At 75.0% G+C, this 7,265-nt stretch carries 7 protein-coding genes and 1 pseudogene; 4 read left to right on the top strand and 4 right to left on the bottom strand.

What is annotated here, in order from left to right; all coding sequences use genetic code 11:
• The first annotated feature begins 241 nt into the window (after positions 1-241).
• Positions 242-589 (top strand): DUF1844 domain-containing protein, encoded by a 348-nt coding sequence (locus ACFW2E_RS18155; protein WP_384467508.1) that lies wholly within the window; start codon positions 242-244, stop codon positions 587-589.
• On the opposite strand, the gene ACFW2E_RS18150 is transcribed toward ACFW2E_RS18155, so the two are convergent.
• Positions 586-1,323 (bottom strand): SseB family protein, encoded by a 738-nt coding sequence (locus ACFW2E_RS18150; RefSeq protein WP_384467506.1) that lies wholly within the window; start codon positions 1,321-1,323, stop codon positions 586-588. The genes ACFW2E_RS18155 and ACFW2E_RS18150 overlap by 4 nt on opposite strands.
• A gap of 150 nt (positions 1,324-1,473) precedes the next feature.
• On the opposite strand from ACFW2E_RS18150, the gene ACFW2E_RS18145 reads away from it, so the two are divergent.
• Positions 1,474-2,475 carry a serine hydrolase gene (locus tag ACFW2E_RS18145; RefSeq protein ID WP_384467504.1) on the top strand — a complete coding sequence of 334 codons (1,002 nt, stop codon included), beginning with the start codon at positions 1,474-1,476 and terminating at the stop codon, positions 2,473-2,475.
• A 13-nt stretch (positions 2,476-2,488) separates the two neighbouring features.
• Here ACFW2E_RS18145 and mycP read toward each other — a convergent pair whose 3' ends face one another.
• On the bottom strand, positions 2,489-3,688 hold the full coding sequence (mycP, locus tag ACFW2E_RS18140) for a type VII secretion-associated serine protease mycosin (protein ID WP_384467503.1): 1,200 nt from the start codon (positions 3,686-3,688) through the stop codon (positions 2,489-2,491).
• Positions 3,685-4,434, bottom strand: coding sequence for a hypothetical protein (locus ACFW2E_RS18135; RefSeq protein WP_384467501.1), 750 nt, complete (start codon positions 4,432-4,434; stop codon positions 3,685-3,687). Before ACFW2E_RS18135 ends, mycP begins: the two co-directional genes overlap by 4 nt.
• 73 nt (positions 4,435-4,507) lie before the next feature.
• On the opposite strand from ACFW2E_RS18135, the gene ACFW2E_RS18130 reads away from it, so the two are divergent.
• Together ACFW2E_RS18130 and ACFW2E_RS18125 are read left to right on the top strand one after the other, a co-directional pair.
• Positions 4,508-4,933 carry a hypothetical protein gene (locus tag ACFW2E_RS18130; protein WP_384467499.1) on the top strand — a complete coding sequence of 142 codons (426 nt, stop codon included), beginning with the start codon at positions 4,508-4,510 and terminating at the stop codon, positions 4,931-4,933.
• 782 nt (positions 4,934-5,715) lie between these two features.
• Positions 5,716-6,918, top strand: coding sequence for an amino acid deaminase/aldolase (locus ACFW2E_RS18125; RefSeq protein WP_384467497.1), 1,203 nt, complete (start codon positions 5,716-5,718; stop codon positions 6,916-6,918).
• Here the strand turns inward: ACFW2E_RS18125 and ACFW2E_RS18120 are convergent.
• Positions 6,888-7,265, bottom strand: a pseudogene (locus tag ACFW2E_RS18120) (hypothetical protein); the annotation flags it as partial. The gene ACFW2E_RS18125 and the pseudogene ACFW2E_RS18120 overlap by 31 nt on opposite strands.

Genomic DNA, 7,265 nt, shown 5'->3' with positions numbered 1-7,265 from the left:
GGGCGCACTTTCGGGCGACTCCACCGTCCGTACGGAACGGTGGTGGCCGCCTGACCGGGGTGACCCGCCGTCCCGGGGGACGGTCGGGTGGGAGATCGGAGCCTCCACTTGTGGGCCGGGCCTGCTCGCCGTGTGGCATGCCTGTCCGGCCGGTCGTCACACAAGGTTAGCAGCATCGGGCGGGAAGGGCTAATCAGGGCCAGGTGGGGCACTCACCGTCGCTGCGCCTATCGTGTGGAGCATGAGTGAGACCCCCGTCGACTTCGACTCCATGACCCGCGACATCGCCGAGGTCCCCGCGGTCGAGGTGATCGTGACGGTCGCCGTCAACCTGATGAGCGCCGCGGCCGTGAAGCTCGGTCTGACCGAGGACGGCGACAAGCACAAGGACCTGGACGAGGCCCGCAAGCTGGTGACCGCGCTGGCCGGTCTGCTGGACGCGAGCGCGACCGAGATCAGCTCCTTCCACGCCGCGCCGCTGCGCGACGGCCTGAAGTCGCTGCAGCTGGCGTTCCGCGAGGCCTCGATCGTCCCGGACGAGCCCGGCCAGGGCCCCGGCGAGAAGTACACCGGACCCGTCTACGGCTAGTTTCCCCCGCGCACGTACAAGGGCTCGCCCGGAGGCGTCGTCCCGGCCGGCAGCAGCGCCAGGTCGAGACCACGCACCAGGCGGGCCCTGAGCGTTTCGTCGGCCGCCAGGCGGCCGGCGACGGCACGGGCCGCCTCGGCGGGGGCGGCCGTCGGGTCGAGCACCAGGGCGAGAGTGCCGTCGGTCCGGCCCGGGCCGAGGTGGGCGCGCAGCACGGCGGGCTCCGCGGCCACGGCGGCCCGGACGGCCTCGACGACGGCCGGGTCGGCGAGCGGATCGGTCGTCGTACGCCCCTCGGCCAGCGCGAGCAGCGCGGCGCCGGTCAGCTCGAACGCCACCGGGCCCGACATGTCCAGCACGACCGTGTCCGCCTTCTCGTGCGCGGCGGCCTGCAGGGCCTGGTGCAGGGGTACGGCCACGGGCCGGGCCTGCGGGTCCCAGCGGGCCAGGGAGTCGGTGGAGGTGAAGGCGGGCAGCGCGGTGCGCCCACCGGCCTTCAGCGTGGGTACGGCCATGTCGCTGGTCTTCTCGCGGCGCAGCCCGTTCTCGTCCTCCTCGACCTCGCCCAGGACGGCCACGACCGGGACGAGCAGCCGGGCGCCCTTGAGCGCCTCCAGGACGGGTCCCACGGCGGTGCGGTCCTCGGCCCAGGCGGCGAGCGCGGCGCTCAGCCGGGGATCGGCGGAACCGTCGTCGTCGGAGTAGCCGGGGTCGGGAATGTTCTTGTTCGCCACGGTCCCCGACCCTATAGGGGGGATGCTGCTGGGCTTGTGCGGCCCCCGAAACCCGGCCGTCACGCGATTCACCGGAATCTCAGACATCCCTGACGTGCTTCTAAGGTCCGTCCAACGGCGTACACAGTCCCGGCCTCGAGCATCGCGGGCATGGAGTCCTCCAGAGCCCGCCGTCGCCGCCGCGCCCGTCCGTCCCGGCGCCGTACGGCCGTCCACGTCGCGCTCGCGGCCGCCGCGGTGGCCGGGGTCACGGCCGGCGGAACCGTGTACATGAAGGCGCGGGCGCACCAGGGCCCCGTATCCTCGGCGAAGTCGTCGTCGTCGAAGTCGTCGTCCTCGTCCTCGTCCTCGGCGTACGGGGAGGAATCGGTGGAACCCGTGGCGGAACCGGCGGTGGACCACACCGCGCTGCTGGCCGAGACCATGAAGTCGGTGACCGTACCGGCCGGCGCCGAGGTGTCGGCGGCGGTGGTGAACCTGGACTCCGGCGAGAGCGCCGCCTACGGCGACGGGGCCTTCGACACGGCGAGCATCGTCAAGGTGGACATCCTGGCGGCGCTGCTGCTCCAGGCGCAGGACGCCGGCCGGCATCTCACGGCGACCGAGAAGGTGCACGCCACGAAGATGATCGAGAACAGCGACAACGCCTCCGCGACGGCGCTGTGGAACACCATCGGAGGGGCCGACGGGCTCGACGCGGCGAACAAGCGCTTCGGACTCACCGGGACGGAGGGTGGCGAAGGCGCGCTGTGGGGGTTGACCCAGACCACGGCCGCCGACCAACTCCTCCTGCTCCAGCAGGTGTTCGGGGAGGACTCGAAGCTCAGCGGGGCCTCGCGGGCGTATCTCCAGGGGCTGATGGGGAACATCGAGTCCGACCAGCGGTGGGGTGTCTCGGCCGCGGGGGACGGCTCCGCCTGGGCGCTGAAGAACGGCTGGCTGGCGCGCAGCACGACGGGGCTGTGGGACGTGAACAGCATCGGGCGCGTGACCGTGGACGGCACCCGCTGTCTGGTGGCCGTCCTGTCGAACGGCAGCACCACGCGGGCGAAGGGCATCCTGCTGGTGGAGTCGGCGGCGAAGGCCGCCGTGTCGGTGTTCGCGGGGAACGCCGCGTCCGCGTCGGCCTCGGCCGCCTCCGGGCGACAGTAGCGATCCCCGTGGGTCAGTAACGATCCCCGTGTGCACGGCGCCGGCCGCGCCACAGGACGACGGCCGCGACGAGGAGAACGCCGCCGGCGCCGCCCGCCAGGGGGCCCGCCCAGCCGGCCGGACCGGAGTCGGCACTCGCGGTGTCGGGGCCCGGCCCGAAGTACTTGTCGCCGTAGGCGGCCGGGTGGAGGCCCTTCGGCTCGAGGCGGGCGGCCGCCCTGATGGCGGCGGCGGGATCGACGAACCCGAAGCCGCGGGAGTCGTCACGGCCCCCGCTGGGAGCGTTTCGGGCGGTGTCCTCGAGCAGCTTCTTGATCTGGGCAGGGGTCAGCCCCGGGTGGGCCGCCTTCACCAGCGCCACCGCGCCCGAGACGAAGGCGGAGGCGGCACTCGTCCCCCATCCCTCGTAGTACTTGTGGTCCGGGTCGGCGATGACGACGTCGACACCGGGCGCGCCGACCGTCGCGTACCAGCGGCGGGTGGAGAAGGAGGCGCGGGTGCCGTACTGGTCGACGGCGGTGGCGGCGATGACTCCGGGGTAGGCGGCCGGATAGGAGATGTGGTCGCCCTTCTCGCCGCCGTTGCCCGCGGAGGCCACGACCACGGAACCCTTCTTGAGGGCGTACTGCACGGCCTCGTCCTCGCTCGGCTCGGGGTGCGCGGAGGCGGAGTCGTCGCCCAGGGAGAGGTTGATGACGTCGGCGCCCTGGTCGGCGGCCCAGCGGATGCCCTCGGCGAGGGCGTTGCCGCGGGTGCTGCGGGCCTTGCCGCGGGCGGTGTCGCCGTCCTCGAGGATCACCCTCACGGGCAGGATCTTGGCCTCGGGCGCGATGCCCATGACCCCGTCGGCGTCGCCGGCTCCGTGGCCGTGCCCGGCGATGATCCCCGCCATGGCCGTCCCGTGCCGCGCCCAGGTGCGGTCGCCGGGTTTGGCGCCGAAGCCGACCAGGTCCTTGCCGGGGAGCACGTTGCCGGCGAGGTCGGGGTGGTCTTCCTCGACACCGGTGTCGAGGACGGCGACGGTGATGCCCTTGCCCTTGGTGGTCCGCCAGGCCTGCTGGGTGTGCATGGCGGACAGGGCCCACTGCTGCGCGCGGATGCCGTCGGCGTACGCGGTGGTGGACGGCACGAGGGCCAGGGAGCCGGCGAGCAGCAGGCTCAGGGCCGAGCCGGTCAGGCCCACGCGGCGGCGGCCGCACGTCCGGGTGCTCATGAGGGCGTCTCCGTGGCCGAGCGGACGGTCTTGCGCAGGCTCCGCTGGACGCGGTCGGCCAGGCCCTGTGCCTCCTGGCCGAGGCCGCCCTGGGCGGGGGCCGAGGTGGCGCCGGACCGCATGGCGTCCGCGGCGGGCTGCGGGGCGTCGACGGTACGGCCGTCGGCCCAGCCGGAGACCGCGTAGGCGACGACCGGGGCGTCGGTGAGGACGGAGATGGTCCAGGACGCGCGTTGCTTGTCACCGAAGGCGGCGGCGACGGTGTTCCTGGCGGCATACGGACGGGGCATCAGGTCGGCACGGCGGTCCAGGCCCTCGTTCCTGAAGCGGGCCGAGAGCGAGGACATGGCGGCGGGGTCGGCCTTGGTGAACAGGATGCCGACGGTGGTGACGTAGCTCTGGGTGGCGTCGGTGTAGGTGGCGCGCAGCAGCCGCTGGCAGCCGACCGGGGCGAGCGCCTTGCGCAGCAGTGGGTCGAAGGCGTTGGCGCAGCCGCTGTCCGGGGCGACGGCGATCCGCGTCCAGGTGCGGTCGGCGCCGCCCGGCCCGGCACCCGTCCCCTCCACGATGGGCGGGAACAGCTGGTCGACCGGCACGCTGTGCCACAGCGCGGCGGCCGCGGTGAAACTGTCGCCGTCCCCCGAGCCACCGGAGTTCCCGGTGAGCCAGCTCCCGGTCACCGCACCGCCGATGAGCCCGAGTCCGAGCACGACACAGGCCGCTGCGGCGGCGGTGCGGGGTGCCACCCTCGGCACCAGCGACCGTGACCGTGACCGCTCGCCGTGTCCCTCCGTCCCGTCGTAGGACACGACGTGCCGGGTGGCGCTCCAGGAGAACGCCGGGTCCGGGGAAACGGGGCCCGCGGAGGGCAGCGACCCCGTGGACCCGGCCGGGCTCCCGGGAGCCGGGGCGTCGGCGGGGCGGGGCGGGGCGGCGGCCACGGACGGGGCGGTGCTCGGCCCTTCGCTGTGCGCGGAGGTGTTACCGGGCCTGGTCGTGGGTTTGGGCGGCACGGTGGTGGAAGCGGGGCGCCGGACCGTCTCGGCGCTCCCGGTGCCGGGCGTCGCGTCGGGCTGGTGCGGCACGGCGGCGGGCCGGGAGCCTGAAGGCCCGGACGCGGGCCCGGGACGCACGTCCGGCTTCGGCGGCACCGCGGTGGAACCGGCCCGCCCGCTCAGGGTCTCGAGCCGCAGGCCCGGCCGGGCAGCCGGCCGCGGCGGTACGGCGGAGGCGTTCTGGCGCTGACCGGCAGGTGCTTCGGACGCAGGCGTGGCCGTCGGCGCCGGCGGACGCAGACGGGCGGGACTTTCCGGGCGGGAGCCGGCCGGGGCCGCGGGGCCGCGGTCCGGGCGGGCCGGTGCGGCGCCCGGCGTCACCGGGTCGGTGGTGCCCGTGCCCGGTCGGCGCGCCTCAGGGCCGACGGACGGCGGGGCATCCGGGAAGCGCGCCGAGGCCGACGGCGGGGGCGGCGCGGGCGCGGCGCCCTGGGTCAGGCGGAACGGGCGCAGGGGCGGGAAGCGCGGCGGGGTGGCCGGGGATCCGGAAGAGTCGCGGGCCGAGTCGCCCGCACCACCGGCCCGGGGCGCCGGCGTACTCGCCTCCGACCGGGCCGGGCCCGACGAGGCTCCGCGATCTCCCCGTGCGGGGTCGCTCGTCGTGGCCGTGGGGTCCGTTCCGGGGGTCGTGGCGGGGTGGCCGGGCGGGGGCGTCGTGGGGCGGGGCGGGATCGGGGCCTGCCGCGCGTCCCTGCTCATGCACCCCCCGTTTCCTCGTGCCCCGGCCGTTCCGTACGCGGGCCGCCGTCCTCGTCGCCCGGGCCCGGCGCGGAATCGTCCGTCCCCAGGCCCGCATACCCGCAGCGGCGGCCCGGCATCCCGGCACAGGGCGTGCGGCCGGAGTCGTTCCGTCGTGCGTGCGCGTCACTCTACGGGTTGCCGACGGGCGAGCGGGAACCAGTCCGCGACCCCGGGGCATCTGCCCGGAACGTCCCCCTACCCTGCGGTAATCCTGTCTGGCAGGCTTCGTGCATGACTGCGCGCGCCGCCGACAGGGCCCGTTACGACCGGGCCACCGCCCATCTCGACGCCCCTCTCGCGATCGTGGACCTGGACGCCTTCGACGCCAACGCCGACGATCTCGCCCGCCGGGCCGGCGGGAAGCCGGTCCGGGTGGCGAGCAAGTCCGTGCGCTGCCGGGCGCTGCTCGAACGGGTGCTGGCCAGGGAGGGTTTCGCGGGCATCATGTCGTTCACCCTCGCCGAGTCCCTGTGGCTGGCCCGCTCCGGGTTCGACGACGTCCTGCTCGCCTATCCGTCCGCAGACCGCGCCGGCTACGCGGAGCTCGCCGGTGATCCCAAGCTCGCCTCGGCCGTCACCGTCATGGTCGACGACACCGCCCAGCTCGACCTCATCGACGCGGCTCGCGACGGTGGCCGTGAAGTCGTGCGCGTCTGCCTCGAGTTGGACACGTCGCTGAAGCTGCTCGGCGGACGGGTGCGGGTGGGGGCGCGTCGCTCGCCGCTGCACTCCCCCGCCCAGGTCGCGGAGCTGGCGCGGGCGGTCGCCCGGCGGCCGGGTTTCCGGCTGGTGGGGATCATGGCGTACGAGGGGCACATCGCCGGTGTCGGCGACTCCGTCGCCGGACGGCCCCTGAGGTCCCGGGCGATCCGGCTGATGCAGGCGACCGCCCGCCGGGAGCTGGCCGAGCGGCGCGCCGCCGTGGTGCGGGCGGTCCGGGCCGTGGTGCCGGACCTGGAGTTCGTCAACGGCGGCGGTACGGGCAGTGTGCAGCACACGGCGGCCGAGGACTCGGTCACCGAGATCGCGGCCGGTTCCGGCCTGTACGTGCCTCGGCTCTTCGACAACTACACGTCGTTCACCGGGCGTCCCGCCGCCCTCTTCGCCCAGCCGGTCGTACGGCGGCCGGGGGTGGGGGTCGTGACCGTGCTCGGCGGCGGCTACCCGGCCTCCGGCGCGGCCGGGCCCGACCGGCTGCCGGTGCCGTACCTGCCGGAGGGGCTGCGGTACGACCCCCAGGAGGGCCCCGGCGAGGTGCAGACACCGCTGCTCGGCTCCGCCGCCGACGATCTGCTCATCGGCGACAAGGTGTGGTTCCGGCACGCCAAGGCCGGTGAGCTGTGCGAGCGGTTCGACGTGCTGCACCTGATCGAGGGGGACGCGGTGACGGCGACCGCGCCCACCTACCGGGGCGAGGGCCACACCTTCCTCTGATCCGCAGCGGCTGTTCGGTACACGTCCGGCCGGTCGGAAACCGGTGAGCCGTCCTCGCGCAGGAGCGGTCCGCGGGTGCCGCCGGGGGCCGTGTACGCCGTGGTCGAGCACGGGCAGGGGGCGGGTCTGCGCGCAAGCGGTCCGATGAACATCGGTGTGCCCGGCCAGTGTCCGTCGGTGTCGGCGTCCCCGGCCGTGAGGGCGGGACGCCGGTCGTGACGCAGGGCCCGGAAGAGGGTGGCGTCGGTGACGCCGTTCCTGGTGACCGGGTCGATACGGTGGGTGGGGGCGCGCGGGGGGCGGGGCGGGGCAGGGGGGCCGCGCGGTGGGGGGGGGGGTGGGGCGCA

The organism is Streptomyces sp. NPDC058964 (genome assembly GCF_042741275.1).
Taxonomy (GTDB): Bacteria; Actinomycetota; Actinomycetes; order Streptomycetales; family Streptomycetaceae; genus Streptomyces.
The sequence above is the reverse complement of the archived record's forward strand: the minus strand, read 5'-3'. Positions and strand labels throughout refer to the sequence as shown.

Bases quoted from the DNA above. Each gene is read 5' to 3' on its own strand.
- ACFW2E_RS18155 (WP_384467508.1), top strand. From the start codon at position 242: ATGAGTGAGACCCCCGTCGACTTCGACTCCATGACCCGCGACATCGCC.
- ACFW2E_RS18145 (WP_384467504.1), top strand. From the start codon at position 1,474: ATGGAGTCCTCCAGAGCCCGCCGTCGCCGCCGCGCCCGTCCGTCCCGG.
- mycP (WP_384467503.1), bottom strand. From the start codon at position 3,688: ATGAGCACCCGGACGTGCGGCCGCCGCCGCGTGGGCCTGACCGGCTCG.
- ACFW2E_RS18125 (WP_384467497.1), top strand. From the start codon at position 5,716: ATGACTGCGCGCGCCGCCGACAGGGCCCGTTACGACCGGGCCACCGCC.